The organism is Flavobacterium seoulense, assembly GCF_000695795.1.
GTDB lineage: Bacteria > Bacteroidota > Bacteroidia > Flavobacteriales > Flavobacteriaceae > Flavobacterium > Flavobacterium seoulense.
Window position 1 is genome coordinate 1 of record NZ_JNCA01000019.1, and the last position, 17,893, is coordinate 17,893.

Sequence of the window (17,893 nt, forward strand, 5' to 3'; positions counted from 1 at the left end):
GAAACTGGATTTTCTTTTTATAACTGAATATTAAAAACTGAACAATGTATACTTAACAAAGATTATCTCAAAACCACATCTTTCACTACGTCTCTTCGTAATTCTTCGTTAATCATAGTTATTATTTTCGACTTTCCGTGACTTAATTCTTCTCTTAAAACTGACGATGTTAACTCGACATACAAAGTATTTCCTTTTAAAACCACATTTCGAGTATAACTATTTACACCGTTTCCCATTAAATTTTGCCAGGCTTCCTTAACATTAATTCCATCCATTCCTGATTGCAATTTATTATTTTGGATAAACTGCTTTAAAACATCTCCTATAGAACTCTCATTATTTAGTCTTTTCGCCATCGCCCAGTAAGTTTATTGGTCTTGCTTTTTTATATTGGTATTCTTTATTCTGGTCATTTTTAATTAACATTTCATCTTCCGAAATACTAATCAGCTCTTCAGTCCACTTAGCATAATCTGTTGTATAATCTAAAAATACCTGATCATTTTCAAATCGAACTTTTACTTTTTCGTAATCTTCATTCATCAAAAAAGTTCCATCAAATTGCGGTCTTACTTTTCTTCGGATACCTGTATTATTAGCTATTTTAAAAAAGTCGAAATTCTCATTCATTTTGAATTCCTTATCATCGCCATCTTTAAAAATTACTTTTTCTATTTCCCAATATCCATTTAGTTTATTAATATCTTCAGGAGTAATTTTTTGTTGACAAGACACAAAAAACAAACCTATAAAAAGAAATTTTAAAACATTTTTCATAATACAATTATTAATTCTGGAAAATCCTTAGCTTAGAAAGAATTATTTTTGGATACGGTTTTTAAAACCTAAGATACACAATATTACACCTACTATTAATAGAACATAGTACAATTCTAAAAATTGATCTCTAACAACATTAGCTATAACAAAACAAACCACACTTATCATATACAGATAAATAGGAGCAATATTCTTCATGACTTTTATTTAAAGAAACTATCTACAAATTCGTATTTATTAAAGACTTGTAAATCTTCAATCCCCTCACCTACACCAATGTATTTCACCGGAATTTGGAATTGGTCAGAAATCCCAATAACAACACCGCCTTTAGCCGTTCCGTCCAGTTTAGTAACTGCAAGTGAAGTTACTTCGGTTGCAGCAGTAAATTGTTTGGCTTGCTCAAAAGCATTTTGTCCTGTAGAACCATCAAGAACTAACAATACATCATGCGGTGCATCGGCAACTACTTTTTGCATCACACGTTTTACTTTAGACAATTCGTTCATCAAATTGATTTTGTTATGCAAACGTCCGGCAGTATCAATAATTACAATATCAGCATCCTGTGCCACTGCTGACTGAAGCGTATCAAAAGCGACAGAGGCAGGATCAGATCCCATATTTTGTCTTACAATTGGAACATCAACTCTATCAGCCCAAATTTGTAACTGATCAATTGCTGCAGCTCTAAAAGTATCAGCTGCTCCAAGAACCACTTTGTAACCTTGTTTTTTAAATTGGTAAGCTAATTTTCCAATAGTTGTCGTTTTTCCAACGCCATTAACTCCTACTACCATTAAAACATAAGGTTTTTTATTAACAGGAATTACAAATTCGGTTGCTTCGCCAGTATTAGTTTCTGATAACAAAGAAGCAATTTCTTCCTGCAGAATTTGATTTAGTTCTGAAGTTCCTAAATACTTATCATCCGCAACACGCTTCTCGATACGAGTTATAATTTTTAAAGTAGTATCAACACCTACATCTGAAGAAACCAGAATCTCCTCTAAATTATCTAAAACATCATCATCAACCTTAGATTTTCCAACTATTGCCTTACTTAACTTCGAAAAGAAAGTAGTTTTTGTTTTTTCAAGGCCTTTGTCTAAGGTTTCCTTTTTTTCTGAAGAAAATATTCTTTTAAAAAAACTCATCGTATATACAGTATTAATAACAAGAGGATTAGCTACTAAACACTAACACCACTTTTCAAAGAGTAAATATAGAAAATAAAAAAGCTACTTCCTGAAGGAAAGTAGCTTTTCTATATATGCTTTTATGAATTATTTCTTTTTCAAGAATTCATCAACTAATTCAGGTGCAACGATAGTTTCTACGAAAGTATATGCGCCAGTTTTTGGAGATTTAACCATTTTAATGGCTTTTGATAATCTCTTAGAAGAAGTTTGTAACGATGCTACGGTTTTCTTTGCCATGATTTAATTGTTATTAAAATTTCAATGAAATACTCTAAATGAAATCACTTGAGAGCTTAAATTAAAATCTATAATTATTACTTAATTTCTTTGTGAACAGTTACTTTTTTCAAAACAGGATTGAATTTTTTAATTTCTAATCTGTCTGGAGTATTTTTTTTGTTCTTTGTAGTGATATATCTTGAAGTACCTGCAACACCTGAAGCTTTATGCTCAGTACATTCTAAAATTACTTGGATTCTATTACCTTTCTTTGCCATCTTGCTATATATTTATTTAGGAAATAAGAATTATTTAATAAATCCTTGAGACTGTGCTTTTTTCAAAACAGCGTCAATTCCATTTTTATTAATTGTTTTTATCGTAGATGCTGCTACTCTAAGAGTAATCCATCTATCTTCTTCTGGAAGATAAAAACGCTTTTTAACTAAGTTTACAGAAAACTTTCTCTTAGTTTTGTTCATAGCGTGAGAAACGTTATTTCCTACCATCGCTCTTTTACCTGTAAGGTCACAAACTCTTGACATTATACTTATATTTTATATTCGTTATTCAAAATCAGGGTGCAAAGAAAAGAAAAATAAACGGTTCCAACAAAAAAATTACAATACATTTTTAAAAATTTCTTTCTTAAGCATTTCCAGGCTTTTAATCACTGCCCTATCTATCACTTTTTCACGGGGTTGACCAAAATTAAACTCCTCTACAATCACTTCATTTGGAGTTGCTAAAGCAATAAAAACACTCCCTAATTCGGCTTTTTCATCTCCTTTTGTAGGTCCGGCATTTCCTGTTGTTGCCAGAGCATAGTCCGTAAGCATCAGCTTCTTAACGCTTACAGCCATCGCTTTGGCCACCTCAGCACTAACTACTGAATGTTCATTTATCAAATTTTCAGGAATTCCTAATACATTAATCTTAGCCTCAGTCGCATACGAAACGACACTTCCTTTAAAATAACTGGAAGATCCCGCTACCGAAGACAAACTGGCTGCAATCTGACCTCCGGTACAACTTTCGGCTGTAGCAATGGTTTTTAACTGACTTTTCAAAATTTTACCAACTAAAACTTCGATGGTTTCATCTTCTTCAAAACCTACAATAATGTCATTGATGATTCCTGTTAGCGAAATCACATAAGAATCGATAGTTTTTTCTAAAACCTCTTTATCAATTCCTCTTCCAGAAAGACGTAAACGCACTCTTCCCGGAGCTGGCAGATAAGCTAACTTAATAAAATCAGGCAAACTGTTTTCCCATTCTTCGATTCGCTCCGCCACCATACTCTCACCCTGCCCATAAGTCAGAATGGTTTTATGAATGATATAAGGACGATTGTATTCTTTCACGACCTTAGGAATAATCTCGTTTTCAACTAAATATTTCATCTCGAATGGCACTCCTGGCAAAGAAACAAAAACGGTATTTTCTTTTTTCATCCACATTCCCGGCGCAGTTCCTACTTCATTATGCAGCACTGTACAGCGGGAAGGCACTAATGCCTGATCTTTATTAATTTGTGTAATAGTACGTTTATAGAAACCTTCAATTAAATGGGTTACATGTTTTAAAACATCTTGATCTACGATTAATTCGTCTTCAAAATATTCACAAAATGTTTTTTTAGTTACATCATCTTTTGTTGGTCCCAGTCCGCCAGTAATAATAACTAAATCTACTTTATTTTGTAACTTTTTGAAAGTATTCAGAATATTTTGCTTGTCATCACTTATAGAAATCATTTCGTGAATTTCTACTCCTATTTTATCCAGAGATTTAGCAATAAAACCTGAATTTGTATCGATAATTTGTCCTATCAAAATTTCGTCACCTATGGTAACAATCGTTGCTTTCATTTAATAACCTAATAATTTAAGTACTTTATAAAATAAAATCAACATTCAAAAAAAGTTGAATGTTGATTTTATGTGTTTTTTTATTCTAATAAAACTAAGACTTAATTACAAGTCAAAATCTTTCTTAATTTCTTTAATTGCCTCTTTTACTTTTGTTTTTATACTGTCAAAAGTATGCTCAATATCTTTTCTTCTTCCTTCAGCTTTCGTCCAGGCTTCAACTTCCAGAATTTCTTCAAATGCCACGGTCATTCCTAATAAATCTAAAGTTGGTTTAATTTTATGCGCATAAGCATAGGCATGCTTGTGATCTTTTTTCTTGATACCTTCTTTTATTTGCGCCAAATCCTCTGGAACATCATTTACAAACAAGGTTAAAATTTCGTTTACAAACTCCTGATCATTATCCGAGATTGCATACACTTTTGCTAAGTTATAATTTAAAGCCATTATTTTACTTGTATTCTAAATAGTTTTTGTCCTTCTAAAAATCCTTCCAAAACATCATTGGGTTGCACTGCAGCAACCCCTTTGGGAGTTCCAGTAAAAATAATATCACCTATTTTTAAGGTAAAATATTGAGAAACATAAGCAATAAGCTCATCTATTTTCCACAACATCATATTCACATTACCTTTTTGAACGGTTTGATTATTATTTTTCAATTCAAATGTAAGATTTTCTAACGAACTAAATTGTTCTTTTGGTAAAAAATCACCTATCACTGCCGAACCATCAAATGCCTTTGCTTTTTCCCAAGGCAAACCTTTCTCTTTCAACTTTGTTTGCAAATCACGGGCTGTAAAATCAATCCCAACACTAATCTCGTCATAATATTTATGAGCAAATTTAGGTTCGATATACTTTCCTACCTTATTAATTTTAACAATCACCTCAATTTCATGCTGCACATCTTCTGAAAATTCAGGAAGCACAAAAGGATGTTGTTTTAATAAAATCGCCGAATCTGGTTTAATAAAAATTACAGGTTCTGAAGGGCGCTCATTTTGTAATTCTTCGATATGATCAGCATAATTGCGACCAATACAAATTATTTTCATATTCTCTAGTAATTAGTAAAAAGTGAATTGTAATTAGCTAACCTTAGAAAACTGGTTACTAATTACTATTTACTTATCACTATTTTGTATTTAACTTCCTTAATTTTATTCCTGTCAATACCTTTTTAGTATATAATGGAAAATCGGCATTTTGAACCCAACTAAAATAACCTGGCTCTTTTTCTAAAATAGTATCTACTTTTACACCTTTATGCTTTCCAAAAGTAAAAATCTCATCGCCATCCTTATCAAAAGAAATCATTCCGGCAAAATCGGCTATTTTTTTACGGGTAGTAAACTCAGACAACGATTTCATATCGTTTTCTAAATCAGGATAACGCTCTAATTGCGCCTTCAAGATCTCATAAGTTGCCATCGTATCAGCCTCAGCCGAATGCGCATTATCCAAAGTTTGTCCGCAATAAAACTTCAAAGCAGCACTCAAAGTACGTTCTTCTTTTTTATGAAAAATAGTCTGGACATCAACAGATACACGGTTTTTCATATCAAAATCTACTCCTGCACGAAGCAATTCTTCTGCCAGAAGCGGAATATCAAATCGATCTGAATTAAATCCAGCCAAATCACTGTCTTTAATCATATTATAAACTTGGGAAGCCAACTCTGAAAACGTTGGCTCATTAGCTACTTTTTCATCTGTAATTCCGTGCACAGCTGTAGTTTGCGGTGGAATTGGAATCGTAGGATTCACTAACCAGGTTTTACTTTCTTTATTTCCGTTTGGAAAAACTTTAAATATTGAGATTTCCACAATCCTGTCTTTTCCAATATCAATCCCTGTAGTTTCAAGATCAAAAAAGCAGATGGGTCTATTGAGTTTTAATTCCATTTTTATAGTATTAGCTACAAATATAAAGTTTTGAAATGAATTCAAACAACAGTTTAAAAAAAGAATCCCCAAGAGCTTTTTAAAAACTCTTGGGGACTTCATTTTTATTACTAACTAATTATATTGTTCTTGTAGTATCAAAATTCTCTAAATATTCAGCCACTCGTTTTACAAACATTCCTCCTAAAGCGCCATCAATAATACGATGATCATAACCATGAGTTAAAAACATTTTTTGACGAATACCAATAAAATCACCTTCCGGAGTTTCGATTACAGCAGGTACTTTTCGTATAGCACCCAAAGCTAAAATTCCCACCTCCGGCTGATTAAGAATTGGCGTTCCAAAAACACTTCCAAAAGAACCAACATTAGTTACGGTATATGTTCCGCCTTTAGTTTCATCTGGCTTTAACTTTCCTAATTTAGCACGATTTCCTAAATCATTTACTGCTTTTGCCATTCCAACTAAATTCAATTGATCAGCATTTTTAATTACAGGAACAATCAAATTACCGTTTGGCAAAGCGGCTGCCATTCCTAAATTAATATTCTTCTTTTTAATGATATAATCACCATCAACTGAAATATTCATTCCTGGATAATCTTTCAATGCCTTAGCAACAGCTTCCATAAAAATTGGAGTAAAAGTCAGCTTTTCGCCTTCTCTTTTCTCAAATTCATTTTTATGTTTCTCACGCCATTTTACAATATTAGTCATATCAACTTCTATAAAAGAATAAACATGAGCCGATGTTTGTTGAGAAGAAATCATATAACCGGCAATCAGCTTGCGCATTCTGTCCATTTCAACAATTTCGTCACCTCCGCTTACCGAAACAGGAGCTGATTTTGTTGACACAGGAGCGTCTACTATATTTACAGTTTCAACCTCTGACTTATTGGTTCTTGTTTTTAAATATTCTAAAATATCATTCTTAGTAACCCTGCCTTCACTTCCTGTACCCGGAATTCTGTTTAACTCCTCGGCTCCTATACCTTCGGCAGCAGCAATATTTCTTACTAATGGTGAAAAGAATTTTTCAGAATTGCTGTTTGCTATTGCAGGAGCAGCAAGACTTTCTTTTACTGATTCAATTGTTTTTGTTACTTCTTCAATTATTTCAGGTGCTACTGTTTCTTCGATTTCAACTGTTACTTCTTCATTCTCTCCTTCAGTTTCAATGATTGCAATAGTTTGTCCTACCTCAACCAAATCATCTTTCGAAAACAATTGTTCTATCAAAACCCCCGAAACTTCACTAGGTACTTCACTATCTACTTTGTCGGTAGCAACTTCCAGCACAGCCTCATCTGCTTCAATTTTGTCGCCTACTTGTTTCAACCAGTTTGTAACGGTTGCTTCTGCGACACTTTCTCCCATTCTTGGAAGCTTTAATTCAAATCTTGCCATATTGTTAACCTAAAAGGTAGTTTTCTAATTTCTGTCTGCGAAATTACTAAATTCTTAAAACATAAATTATATTAAATGTAGCTTTCCTATATTAATTATAGGAAGCAACTCATTTTCAAATTAATAATCTACTTATTAATAAAAATCAAATGGCAAACTCATCAATTTTTATTAATTCGATAAAAAAAATCAAATTGTATCAGCGGTAAATCTTACAATAAATTAACATAAAAGATACATTTTAATCTTGACAAATGCTTTTTTTCATTTTTTTCACTTCTAAATATAGATTTTTTCTCAAAAATAAAAAGCTTTTACTTTATTAATTTAACCTCTAAACTATCAAAATAATTTACTTTTGAATAGTAAAAAACAAAACCAATCTTAAATTATTGTATTCCTTTGAAAAAAGTTTGCTTACTATTACTCCTGTTTTCAATTAGCCAAATTTATTCTCAAATTGCCGGCTGCACTGACCCATTATCAAAAAACTACAATCCGCAAGCGACAATTAATGACGGTAGCTGTAAATACAAATCGGTTAAAATCAAACCTACTTTTACAGTAAAGCTCAGCGATTCTATAGTAGAAACTTCGGGAATAATTACTTTTGATAATTTATTGTGGACACACAATGACGATACCGATACTACTATTTACGGACTCGATACTTTAGGAAATATTAAAAAGAAAATAAATTTAAATAGAGTAATTAACACCGACTGGGAAGAGATTTCACAGGACAGCAGCTATATTTATGTAGGTGATTTTGGCAACAATTACCAAGGTAATAGAACTGATTTACATATTTTAAGAATCGAAAAAAACTCTTTTTTAGCCAATCAGGCTGTAATAGATACGATTTCATTTTCTTATGCTGATCAAATCGATTTTTCAGCACAAAAGCCCAATACCACTAATTTTGATTGTGAAGCTTTCATTGTTTCTCAAGACAGTATTTATTTGTTTACCAAACAATGGAATTCGTCTAAAACCAGTATTTATGCATTACCTAAAACACCCGGAAATCACATCGCCCAATTAAAACAAACACTCGATACGAAAAGCTTAGTTACTGGCGCCATTTACTTAGAAGACAAAAAACTAATTGCGCTTTGTGGTTATTCTAAAATGGGGAAAACGTTTATCTATCTTTTATCTGATTTTAAAGACTACGATTTTTTATCAGGAAATAAACGAAAAATTAAACTAAAACTTCCTTTTCATCAAATTGAAGGAATCACGACTACAGATGGGAAATTGTTTTATTTAACGAATGAACTCTTTATTAAAAAGCCAATCGCTAATAATCCGCAACAATTGCATTGGTTTGATTTGAGTTCTCATTTAAAACTTTAATAGCAACTTCCGTATTTAAAACTTACTTTTGCAAAAAGTTGTGATTGTAAAACACTCATGACTTATAATTTATAACTCAAACATACAAAGTGAATTACTTATCAGTCGAAAACATATCCAAATCTTTTGGCGAAAGAACCTTATTTGGTAACATCTCTTTCGGAATCAACAAAGACCAAAAAATTGCTTTTATAGCCAAAAATGGTTCGGGAAAAACCACCATTATGAGCATTATCAATGGGCTGGACGAACCTGATACTGGGCAAGTAGTTTTGCGAAAAGGAATCAGAATGGCGTTTTTATCGCAAGACAATAATCTGCAAGATGAATTGACTATTGAAGAAAGTATTTTTGCTTCGGATAATGAAACGCTGAAAGTAATTGAACAGTACGAAAAAGCATTAGAAAATCCGGAAGACGAAGAAGCATATCAAAAAGCTTTTGATAATATGGATCGTCACAATGCATGGGATTTTGAAACTCAATACAAACAAATTCTTTTCAAATTAAAACTGGAAGATTTTAAACTAAAAGTAAAAAATCTTTCGGGAGGACAAAAAAAACGTCTTTCTTTAGCTATAATCTTAATCAACCGTCCTGATTTATTAATCCTTGACGAACCTACGAATCATCTGGATTTAGAAATGATTGAATGGCTAGAAAGCTATTTTGCTAAAGAAAACATTACGCTATTTATGGTTACACACGACCGTTTTTTCTTAGAGCGTGTTTGTAACGAAATTTTAGAATTAGACAACGGGAAATTATACCAATACAAAGGAAATTACTCTTATTATTTAGAGAAAAAAGAGGAACGAATTGCTTCTGAAAATGCCAGTATTGACAAAGCTCAAAATTTATTCGTAAAAGAATTAGAATGGATGCGTCGCCAACCTAAAGCTAGAACTACCAAATCTAAATCGCGTCAGGATGATTTTTACGTTATCAAAGAAAAAGCACAAAGCCGCCGAAAAGAGAATAAAGTAGAACTTGAAATCAACATGGAACGAATGGGAAGCAAGATTATTGAGCTTCATAAACTTTCTAAAAAATTCAAAGACAAAGTTATTCTCGATAATTTCAGTTTTGATTTTCAACGTGGCGAACGCATTGGAATCATTGGTAAAAACGGAACTGGAAAATCGACTTTCTTAAATCTGTTAACCGGAACTATTCCTCCAGATTCAGGAAGAGTGGTTAAAGGCGATACCATAAAAGTGGGTTATTACACACAATCTGGAATCAATCCAAAAGCTGGACAACGTGTTATTGATATTATCAAAGAATACGGAGAGTTTATTCCGCTGGCAAAAGGAAGAATTATTTCGGCTTCCCAATTGTTAGAGCGTTTCCTTTTTGACGCTAAAAAACAATATGATTTTGTAGATAAATTAAGTGGTGGCGAGTTGAAACGTTTGTATTTATGTACGGTTTTGATTCAGAATCCAAACTTTTTGATTCTCGACGAGCCAACAAACGATTTGGATATCGTGACTTTAAACGTTTTAGAAAGTTTTTTACTGGATTATCCTGGCTGTTTATTGGTCGTTTCTCACGATCGTTACTTTATGGATAAAATTGTAGACCATTTATTTGTCTTTAGAGGACAAGGTGAAATCGAAAATTTCCCTGGAAACTATTCTGATTTCAGAGCTTATGAAGACAGTGCTGATGTAGCTCAAAAAGAAGAAAACAAAGCCGAAAAAAAAGAATGGAAACAAAAAAATCCAACTGGAAATTTGAGTTTTAACGAACAAAAAGAATATCAAAAAATAGAACGCGAAATCAAAGATTTAGAAGCTGACAAAGCTAAAATCGAATTATTATTCTCAGAAGGAAAAGTTGCTGATGCTGATATTGAGAAAAAAGCTAAAGAATTAGAAAATATTATCAATAAAATTGAAGCCAAAGAAGAACGCTGGTTTGAGCTTTCGGCAAAAATGGAAGGATAAAAAACTTCATCCTCAAAGTCCCTTTATTTTATACAAATACTGGGGCTTTTTTATAAGAATATAAAAAGCCATTTTTTTACTTTAGAATTAGATATTATCTTTGAAAAAAAATACAGAACTATGGACATCAAACAAATTTTTGAAAATAACAAAAAGTGGATTACTAAACAACTCCAAACTGACGAAACCTATTTTGACAAATTAGGAGCTGGACAAGCGCCTGAAATTCTATACATTGGTTGTTCAGATAGTCGTGTAACCGCCGAAGAAGTAATGGGATTACAACCTGGTGAGGTTTTTGTTCACAGAAACATTGCTAATATGGTTCCTAACACCGATTTGAATTCGATGTCGGTTATTAATTATGCCGTGAGTCACTTAAAAGTTAATCATATTGTAGTTTGCGGTCATTATGGTTGTGGTGGAGTTCTTGCCGCTATGCAACAATCTGATTTAGGAATTTTAAATCCTTGGTTAAGAAACATTAGAGATGTCTATCGAATTCACAGAGAAGAATTAGATGCAATAACTAATGATTCTGAGAGATACAAAAGATTAGTTGAATTGAACGTTCAGGAACAATGTATCAATATCATTAAAACTGCCGAAGTTCAAAAAGCAAACAGTGAAAGAGATTTAAAAGTGTACGGTTGGGTTTTTGATATTCACTCAGGAGAATTGATTGACTTAAAAATCAATTTTGATGAAATTTTAAAAGATATTACTAAAATTTATAAAATAGTCTAACACTATTTTGATGTAGAAATAAACTAAAAAATCCCGTCTCGATAGCTTCGAGACGGGATTTTTTTATTGGGATAAAAAGTTAAATTACTTCTTGTTTCCTTTTTCGAAATCAGCAACAAACTGCGCTAATCCAATATCAGTTAATGGGTGTTTCAATAAACCGTAGATTGAAGAAAGAGGTCCTGTCATAACATCGGCACCAATTTTAGCACAGTTAACTACGTGCATTGTGTGACGTACAGAAGCAGCTAGAATTTGAGTTTCGTAACCGTAGTTATCATAGATATCTCTAATTTCCTGAATAAGGTTCAATCCGTCTGTAGAAACGTCATCTAATCTTCCTAAGAAAGGAGAAACATAAGTAGCACCAGCTTTAGCAGCTAATAAAGCTTGTCCTGCTGAGAATACTAAAGTTACATTAGTTTTAATTCCTTTATCTGAAAAATATTTAGCAGCCTGAACACCTTCTTTAGTCATAGGCAATTTTACTACGATTTGCTCGTGTAATTCAGCTAATTCTTCACCTTCTCTTACCATTCCTTCAAAGTCCAAAGCATTTACCTCAGCACTTACATCACCATCAACAAGATTACAAATATCAACATAGTGTTTCAAGATGTTATCTTTTCCTGTGATTCCTTCTTTAGCCATTAAAGATGGGTTTGTAGTTACACCATCTAATACACCTAAAGATTGTGCTTCTTTGATTTGAGCTAAATTAGCTGTGTCAATAAAAAATTTCATAATTTATATATTTAATTGTTTTTAGATTATTTTTTAAAAGTGTTTTTTAAACACTTGTATTTTGTTAAGCGTTGCAAATTTACAATTATATTACTTAATAGAATTATTTTTATTCAATTCTTTCAATTCATCACGAATTTCTTCTAAAACATTTAATAAGTCTTCTCTATGCGTTTCAGCATTATTAATTTTATTACTTATTGCTTTAAATATTCTCCGAATTACAAACCACAAAAAGGCAATAAATAATAACGGAAAAATTATTTCTTTTAAATCTTCAATATCTCTAAATTCCATAATTTATAGTTTATAATGGTTCATCAGCATTTTTTCATATACTTTATCTGGCAATAAACGTTTTAATACAATGGAGAATTTTTGCATAAAAATACCCACCTTATAATGAATCTTAGGATTTTTTTCCTGAATGATGTTATAAACCGCTATAGCCATTTCATCAGGATTACTTCCACTATCTACGTGCTCATCCATCATTTTCAAAGTATTTCCGTAAGGAACTTCATAAGCCGAATTTTTAATTAGAGGAGCATGAAAACGTCCTGAAGCAATATTAGTTGCAAAATCACCCGGAGCCACATTAGTAATATTGATTCCAAAAGATTTCACTTCCATACGCAAAGCTTCGGTAATTAATTCTAAAGCACCCTTTGAAGCCGAATAAACACTGCGATAAGGCAAACCCATATAACCCGCAATCGATGTCACATTAATAATCAATCCTGATTTTTGCTGGCGCATTTGAGGCAAAACGGCCTTCATCACTTCAATAGGACCAAAAAAATTAGTCTCGAAATTATTCTTAATTTCCGAAGTCGGAATTTCTTCCAAAGGACCAGTAATTCCTACTCCAGCATTATTGATTACAACATCTAATCGACCCGAAATAGCAATAACTTTTGCAACAGCAGCCTGAATGGTAGCTACTTCTCTAACATCTAATGCTACTAATGGAAAAACGGAGTTAAGGACTTTTTCGGGATTTCGGCTTGTTCCATAAACAATAAAACCTTTATGATGTAAATATTCTCCAATAGATTTCCCTATTCCCGAAGAACCTCCGGTTATCAAAACTACTTTGCTCATTTTTAAGTTGTGAGTTATTCGTTATGAGTTATTCGTTATGACCTTAAATCAAAGTTTTGAGTTTTATAAAAAACACTCCACTTTTAACTTATAACCAATAACATCTAACTTCTGAAAAAGTCCAAAAATAAAAAAATCCTCCCGAAGGAAGACTACTTTTGAAAAAATTCTGATTCGCCGCGGCGAACAGATTAAATAAAAAATGGCAAGCGACCTACATCGCACCGCTCAACCACGTACCCTTGCTATGTTCCCATCCTGGGGGAGTCTGCAGGAGCTGGTCGTGTAGGACTTGCCGCTGCAAATATACAATCTTTTTATATTTTTACAAGCCCTTTTGTATGCTTAAAATAACATTGTATATTAGAACTCTTAAAATTCAGAACATGAAAAAACATAACTTACTATCTTTCATTTTATTAGGAAGTCTTCTTTCAAACTGCGGAGATACAAAAAATAGAGAAAACAACTTATTTAATTTTGATTCTTCTAAAATTTCAGCACAATATCAGCCACAACAGAGCCTTGATTTGTCTATTTTAAACCCAAAATCGAAGGCAGTAGACAGCATTGTATACTACATTAATGATGCTAAAGTTAAAACGGTAAAAGGTCTTGAAAAGCTTTCTTTTGATTTGAAAGACCAAAAATTAGGCTACCAAAATATCAAAGCCTTAGTTTATTTTGAAGGGGAAAATGCAGAGACTACAACCCGAATTGAAGTGGTTTCGAATATTCAGCCTAAATTATTAAAATACACTATTTTAAATACCTATCCTCATGATGTCAATGCTTTTACCGAAGGTTTAGAATTCTACAAAGACACCTTATATGAAAGTACGGGACAAAAAGGAAATTCTTATTTTAGAAAATTCGATTACAAAACAGGAAAAGTTTTTAAACAAGTTGACTTAGATCCAAAATATTTTGGCGAAGGAATTACTATTATAAATGGAAAAATATTTCAGTTAAGCTGGCAGGAAAAAACAGGTTTTATTTACGATGCCAAAACATTAAAACTGGAAAAAACTTTTACCTACGACAAAGAAATTGAAGGCTGGGGAATGACTAATGATGGCAAATACATCTACCAATCGGACGGAACGGAGAAAATCTGGAAAATGGATCCTGAAACTCAAAAAATGATCGATTACATTAATGTTTATTCGGGAAGTTCAAAAATAAAAGCAGTTAATGAATTAGAATTAATCGACGGAAAATTCTATGCTAATATTTGGCAAAAAGACGCCATTGCAATCATAGATCCTGCTAATGGTGCGGTTGAAGGAATTATTGATTTATCTAAATTACGCAAAGAACTTAAAAGCCCAACAGCCGAAGTTTTAAACGGAATTGCTTATAATCCTAAAACTAAATCCATTTTTGTTGCCGGAAAAAACTGGGATAAAATGTTTGAAATTAAAGTTTCTGAATAAATTTTCACCTATTGGTTTACAAAAAAAGAGGAGCAATTGCTCCTCTTTTTTTATGCCTTAAATGCTATTTCTAGTTTTAATTATTGTCAGGAGTCAAAATCAAAGCGGTATAAGCCGGTAAATTCGTGATTACTTTAAGCGGCTCTCCATTAAAATCTTCATTTAAAACAACAACAGATTCCACTATCATATCTGTAAATTCTTCATCATACCCTTTCCAGTCGCTATTAAAAACTAAACGATATCCATTTGCATAAGGAACACCAAATGTAAAATTTTCAAAAGCCTGATTCGATAAATTCAATAAAACAACTGTAGAATTTGAAAAATCTTCATTAGCTGATCGTGCATAAGCCAGAATTTTATTGTCGTTATCAAAATGAATTACTTTTGTGTATTGCCCTTTTAAACCATCACTTTCATATTTTTCCTCTGTACGAATGTTAATCAAATCACTAACCATTTGCGTAATTCCTGCGTGTTTCTCATATTGATTCCAATCTAAAGCTTCAGAATCTTTGAAATATTCATCTTCAATAAATTCCTGTCCCTGAAACAGCATTGGTATTCCCGGAGATGTCAAAGTGATTACCAGACCTAGTATTGCTCTCTTTTTTCCAAAGAAACTATCGGCGTGTCCAGGCTGAATCTCTTCAGGTACTCGCGCCTTGCCATTTGCAACTTCATCATGCGATTCAGTATAAATAATTCTTTCGAAAACATCATTGTTATATTTAAACAAAATAGCATCAACAAGTGCTTGCATATCGCGATATTCATCTCCTTGTTCAATTAAAAATTTCCTTACCGGATGCACAAAATTCATATCCCATTGTGAACCATAGCCAATTCCTCCATGTTCTATACTAAGAGTAACTAAATCGTGACCTTTCAAGTCTTCAGCAATGGTCAGTTTTTCTGGATATTTCATTTTGATTTCTGCATTTATATCTCTCATCAAAATATTTCCTTCGGGTATTTCGCTGTCATATCCTGTACCTCCTCCTTCGTAACGAATGTAAGAAGTAGCATCCATACGTAAACCATCACAATGATAATCTTCAATCCACATCATTACATTATCTCTTATATATCTTCTTACTTCTTCTCGTCCGTAATCAGGTCTGGAATCTCCCCAAGGTGTAGAGGAGCGATGATCATTATAGAAATAAATTCCTCCTTTACCATTCTCTGACCAGCCATCAAATTGCCATAAATCCATATCCGATGGTCCAAAATGATTGTAAACAACATCCAGAATTACAGCAATATCTTCTTTATGAAAAGCATTTACCATTCGGGCAAAAGCTTCGGCACCTCCATAATCTCGCTCTATTGCAAAAGGATAAGAAGGATTGTATCCCCAGGAAATACCACCTGCAAATTCTGCAATGGGCAATAGCTCAACACAATTGACACCTAGTTTCTTTAAATAGGGAATCTTTTCAATAATAGAGTCAAATGTTGCAACAGTATCTAATTCTTTTCTGTAAAATGTACCTACATGCAATTCGTATATTACCAAATTATTCCATGATTTCATTTTAAAATCCTGGTCTTCCCATTCAAAATCTAAGCGTGTAATGACACTATTACCATTACTATTTGTCATTTCTCTGGCATAGGGATCATTTTTTTCTAAAATCAAATCACCATTATGGATAATGTATTTGTATTCATCACCCTTTTTTGCTTCTAAAACACTCTCAGACCAATATCCGTTTTCTTCCTGAGTAAGTTCGTTTTTAGTATGATCCCAATTATTGAACGTACCGGTTACGAAAACCTTATCTGCATTAGGTGCCCAAACTCTAAAGGTTGTTCCTTGATCCGAAGCAATGGCTCCCATTCCTTCGATTTTTTCTATAACATTTTCCATAGTATTAAGTTTCTAGTAATAACAGAAGTATCTATCTGGACTTTTATTAACTAAGTAATTCCTGATATTTTTTCCAAGGGTCATCTTTTTTGTTTGCTGGAGTTGGTTTCGGATAAGTTTTTCCAATTTTTGCGTATTGTGTATTCATCTTTACTATAATTTTATGTTTTTTAATTTTATGCAAAGGTGAATAATATGTCATTTTAATAGTTTATAGAATTCATTTCAGCATTTATATAATTATCATTTATCAGATAAAAGAAAATTAAGCTTCTGAATAATTTCAGTATAACGCATAAAAAAAGAGGAGCTAATTGCTCCTCTTTTATACTATTTAATCAATAAGATTATTTTAAGGTAAAACTTGATTTAGAAACCACTTCTCCTTTATCAAAAATATTGATAAAATAAGTTCCTTTTTCAAAGTCTTTTCCAGGTAAATTTTCAGAAACCTGAACTGTTTTGTTCTCATATTTCACAGTACTTGTAAAACTATAAGTTAAAGTACTACCTTCAAAACTAATGATTTTCTTTTCGCCTAATACATTGTTTTTACTATCAATTACTTGTACATAATAAGTTTTATCGCCTGATTGTGCAATTTCGTTACCGGCAATAGTAAAGCTAATTTTAAGCATATTAGTTCTACGGGCTTTATCTGTTGCAATTTCTTTTCCTGAACTTCTAACTTTGTAAGCTGAACTCTGAATGTTTAAAACTGTCAGTTTTGCTCCTTTTTCAACTACTTTAGCTAACTCGTCATTTTGTCCTACTAAAGTCTGGTTGTATTTTTTAGACTCATCCAAAACTACTGCTGTACTATCACGCTGTGTTTTTAAAACGCTATTTTGATTTTTCAATCCTTCGTTTTCAGCCATTAAAGCCTTCATTTTGTTTTGTAAAAGATTCATTTTAGTTTTAAAAGCAGAAAGATCACCTTTGGATTTTTTTACTTCTTCCATTAAACCTACTACTTTATCTCTTTCCTGAATCAATTCGTCAGACATTGAAGTATTTTCAGCAATTGCAGCATCATAAGTTGCTTTTAATTCTTCTAAGTCTTTTAATACTGAATCTTTTTCAGATACCTCTTTAGTTAATACTGTTTGTACTTTTTCTGTATCAGAAGATAATTTGAAAATATATACTAAACTTCCCACCAATAAGACTGCCAATACAGCAACAACTGCCTTCAGGCTTGAACCATTTTGTTTGTTTTCCATTTTTTTAACGATTTTTCAATTTTAATAATATCAAATTTAACAATAT

The 17,893-nt window shown here is 32.3% G+C and carries 21 protein-coding genes and 1 other RNA gene; 4 read left to right on the plus strand and 18 right to left on the minus strand.

The window, feature by feature from the left end; translation table 11 throughout:
- Nucleotides 1–62 precede the first annotated feature (62 nt).
- The 12 genes from FEM21_RS10410 to FEM21_RS10455 form a co-directional block, all read right to left on the minus strand.
- The gene (locus FEM21_RS10410) at nucleotides 63–359 is read right to left on the minus strand and encodes a DUF721 domain-containing protein (RefSeq protein WP_035660218.1); all 297 of its coding nucleotides are present in this window, start codon (nucleotides 357–359) and stop codon (nucleotides 63–65) included.
- Nucleotides 340–780 (minus strand): hypothetical protein, encoded by a 441-nt coding sequence (locus tag FEM21_RS10415; RefSeq protein ID WP_035660219.1) that lies wholly within the window; start codon nucleotides 778–780, stop codon nucleotides 340–342. The genes FEM21_RS10410 and FEM21_RS10415 overlap by 20 nt, the downstream gene beginning before the upstream one ends.
- Before the next feature lie 42 nt (nucleotides 781–822).
- A complete protein-coding gene (locus tag FEM21_RS16725; protein ID WP_236353607.1) occupies nucleotides 823–981 on the minus strand; it encodes a hypothetical protein in 159 nt (52 codons plus the stop codon).
- Nucleotides 982–986: 5 nt separating this feature from the next.
- Nucleotides 987–1,940, minus strand: coding sequence for a signal recognition particle-docking protein FtsY (gene ftsY, locus FEM21_RS10420; RefSeq protein WP_035660221.1), 954 nt, complete (start codon nucleotides 1,938–1,940; stop codon nucleotides 987–989).
- Between the two features lie 129 nt (nucleotides 1,941–2,069).
- Nucleotides 2,070–2,222, minus strand: a complete 153-nt coding sequence (locus tag FEM21_RS16405; protein ID WP_081824680.1) for a DUF4295 domain-containing protein — start codon at nucleotides 2,220–2,222, stop codon at nucleotides 2,070–2,072.
- Nucleotides 2,223–2,299: 77 nt separating this feature from the next.
- Entirely contained in the window at nucleotides 2,300–2,482 is a 183-nt protein-coding gene (gene rpmG, locus FEM21_RS10425; RefSeq protein ID WP_035660223.1) for a 50S ribosomal protein L33, read from the minus strand.
- Between the two features lie 30 nt (nucleotides 2,483–2,512).
- On the minus strand, nucleotides 2,513–2,749 hold the full coding sequence (gene rpmB, locus FEM21_RS10430) for a 50S ribosomal protein L28 (protein ID WP_035660225.1): 237 nt from the start codon (nucleotides 2,747–2,749) through the stop codon (nucleotides 2,513–2,515).
- Nucleotides 2,750–2,824: 75 nt separating this feature from the next.
- The gene (locus FEM21_RS10435; RefSeq protein ID WP_035660226.1) at nucleotides 2,825–4,078 is read right to left on the minus strand and encodes a CinA family nicotinamide mononucleotide deamidase-related protein; all 1,254 of its coding nucleotides are present in this window, start codon (nucleotides 4,076–4,078) and stop codon (nucleotides 2,825–2,827) included.
- 105 nt (nucleotides 4,079–4,183) lie between these two features.
- On the minus strand, nucleotides 4,184–4,528 hold the full coding sequence (locus FEM21_RS10440) for an Hpt domain-containing protein (protein WP_035660227.1): 345 nt from the start codon (nucleotides 4,526–4,528) through the stop codon (nucleotides 4,184–4,186).
- A complete protein-coding gene (locus tag FEM21_RS10445; protein ID WP_035660228.1) occupies nucleotides 4,528–5,139 on the minus strand; it encodes a fumarylacetoacetate hydrolase family protein in 612 nt (203 codons plus the stop codon). Before FEM21_RS10445 ends, FEM21_RS10440 begins: the two co-directional genes overlap by 1 nt.
- A 79-nt stretch (nucleotides 5,140–5,218) precedes the next feature.
- Entirely contained in the window at nucleotides 5,219–5,989 is a 771-nt protein-coding gene (locus FEM21_RS10450) for a 3'-5' exonuclease (protein WP_035660229.1), read from the minus strand.
- 118 nt (nucleotides 5,990–6,107) lie between these two features.
- Nucleotides 6,108–7,403 carry a dihydrolipoamide acetyltransferase family protein gene (locus FEM21_RS10455; RefSeq protein WP_035660230.1) on the minus strand — a complete coding sequence of 432 codons (1,296 nt, stop codon included), beginning with the start codon at nucleotides 7,401–7,403 and terminating at the stop codon, nucleotides 6,108–6,110.
- Nucleotides 7,404–7,805: 402 nt separating this feature from the next.
- On the opposite strand from FEM21_RS10455, the gene FEM21_RS10460 reads away from it, so the two are divergent.
- The 3 genes from FEM21_RS10460 to FEM21_RS10470 all read left to right on the plus strand — a co-directional run bounded on the left by FEM21_RS10460 (nucleotide 7,806) and on the right by FEM21_RS10470 (nucleotide 11,461).
- Nucleotides 7,806–8,762: a hypothetical protein gene (locus tag FEM21_RS10460; protein WP_035660231.1), complete on the plus strand. Its 957-nt coding sequence runs from the start codon at nucleotides 7,806–7,808 to the stop codon at nucleotides 8,760–8,762.
- An 89-nt stretch (nucleotides 8,763–8,851) separates the two neighbouring features.
- On the plus strand, nucleotides 8,852–10,714 hold the full coding sequence (locus tag FEM21_RS10465) for an ABC-F family ATP-binding cassette domain-containing protein (RefSeq protein ID WP_035660232.1): 1,863 nt from the start codon (nucleotides 8,852–8,854) through the stop codon (nucleotides 10,712–10,714).
- A 120-nt stretch (nucleotides 10,715–10,834) separates the two neighbouring features.
- Nucleotides 10,835–11,461, plus strand: coding sequence for a carbonic anhydrase (locus FEM21_RS10470; RefSeq protein ID WP_035660233.1), 627 nt, complete (start codon nucleotides 10,835–10,837; stop codon nucleotides 11,459–11,461).
- Between the two features lie 84 nt (nucleotides 11,462–11,545).
- Here the strand turns inward: FEM21_RS10470 and fsa are convergent, their stop codons facing one another.
- The 4 genes from fsa to ffs all read right to left on the minus strand — a co-directional run bounded on the left by fsa (nucleotide 11,546) and on the right by ffs (nucleotide 13,607).
- A complete protein-coding gene (gene fsa / locus FEM21_RS10475) occupies nucleotides 11,546–12,205 on the minus strand; it encodes a fructose-6-phosphate aldolase (protein ID WP_035660236.1) in 660 nt (219 codons plus the stop codon).
- A gap of 90 nt (nucleotides 12,206–12,295) precedes the next feature.
- The gene (locus FEM21_RS10480) at nucleotides 12,296–12,502 is read right to left on the minus strand and encodes a hypothetical protein (RefSeq protein WP_035660238.1); all 207 of its coding nucleotides are present in this window, start codon (nucleotides 12,500–12,502) and stop codon (nucleotides 12,296–12,298) included.
- A 3-nt stretch (nucleotides 12,503–12,505) separates the two neighbouring features.
- Nucleotides 12,506–13,309, minus strand: a complete 804-nt coding sequence (locus tag FEM21_RS10485) for an SDR family oxidoreductase (RefSeq protein WP_035660240.1) — start codon at nucleotides 13,307–13,309, stop codon at nucleotides 12,506–12,508.
- Between the two features lie 200 nt (nucleotides 13,310–13,509).
- Nucleotides 13,510–13,607: signal recognition particle sRNA small type (gene ffs / locus FEM21_RS16410), an RNA gene on the minus strand.
- Between the two features lie 88 nt (nucleotides 13,608–13,695).
- Here ffs and FEM21_RS10490 point away from each other — a divergent pair.
- Nucleotides 13,696–14,745 (plus strand): glutaminyl-peptide cyclotransferase, encoded by a 1,050-nt coding sequence (locus FEM21_RS10490; RefSeq protein ID WP_035660304.1) that lies wholly within the window; start codon nucleotides 13,696–13,698, stop codon nucleotides 14,743–14,745.
- A gap of 76 nt (nucleotides 14,746–14,821) precedes the next feature.
- On the opposite strand, the gene FEM21_RS10495 is transcribed toward FEM21_RS10490, so the two are convergent.
- Entirely contained in the window at nucleotides 14,822–16,624 is a 1,803-nt protein-coding gene (locus tag FEM21_RS10495) for an alpha-amylase family glycosyl hydrolase (RefSeq protein WP_035660242.1), read from the minus strand.
- Nucleotides 16,625–16,971: 347 nt separating this feature from the next.
- The gene (locus tag FEM21_RS10500; protein WP_035660244.1) at nucleotides 16,972–17,847 is read right to left on the minus strand and encodes a hypothetical protein; all 876 of its coding nucleotides are present in this window, start codon (nucleotides 17,845–17,847) and stop codon (nucleotides 16,972–16,974) included.
- Between the last annotated feature and the right edge of the window lie 46 nt (nucleotides 17,848–17,893).